Origin of the sequence: Streptomyces viridosporus (assembly GCF_002078235.1) — a bacterium.
Lineage (GTDB): Bacteria > Actinomycetota > Actinomycetes > Streptomycetales > Streptomycetaceae > Streptomyces > Streptomyces viridosporus.
Genome location: NZ_MSGP01000894.1, coordinates 1 through 754 on the forward strand (window position 1 = coordinate 1; position 754 = coordinate 754).

Annotated in this window: 1 protein-coding gene; it reads right to left on the minus strand. The window is 67.4% G+C overall.

What is annotated here, in order from left to right; all coding sequences use genetic code 11:
• Nucleotides 1-244: 244 nt before the first annotated feature.
• Nucleotides 245-754, minus strand: a 510-nt coding sequence (locus B7L92_RS38490) for a LysR family transcriptional regulator (RefSeq protein WP_255311365.1), incomplete at its 5' end; no start/stop codon positions are given.

Consider the following 754-nt stretch of genomic DNA (forward strand, 5'->3'; position numbering starts at 1 on the left):
GTCCTGGACCGTCTGGCCCTGGGCGGACATCAGCACCACGATCGCCCGGCGTAGTTTCACCGGGTCCTTCGCCCTCCGGCTGATCCGCTGCAGCTTCCTGCCCTCCTCCACGCTCACCGGCCGGACGAACACACTCGGTCGACGCCCCACGACCACCTCCGAGATCAGATCTTGGGGACAGTCTGCTGACCGACGGGCAGCAGGTCGATTACCCGGCCAAGGCGGCGTGACAAGCCACTAGCAATCAGCACGTAGATGAGATTGCCTCCTCAAACAGCCCCAGTTCGCAGGCACCGCTGCGGACCAGGTCTAGGGTCTCCTCGGGGGTGAACGCCGCTCGGGTGGCGACCGTGACGGACGGGTGCAACCGGGTGAAATGGTGGATCAACGTGGTGAGGGGTTCGATGCCCGGTGACGGCATGGCGGCCACGTCGACCGTTCCCCCTCCCAGCCCGGCGAGCGCGGTGGCCCTGTCGCGCACCGCGTCCAGGTCTCGCAGCGCCCGGCGGCTCGGTTCGAGAAGTTCAGCGCCCGCCTTGCTGAGGACTACTCCGCGGCCCACGCGATGGAAGAGTGACACCCCGAGGTCGGCCTCCAGATTGGCCATCGCCTGCGACAACGACGGCTGCGCCACGTGGAGCGCGGCGGCCGCTTTGCTGAAGCCGCCGTGCTCGACGATGGCGAGGAAATAGTGCAGTTGTCGGGCGTCCATCCCGCCTCCCATGCTGCTGCGATAAGCCAGACCTAGCCGCAG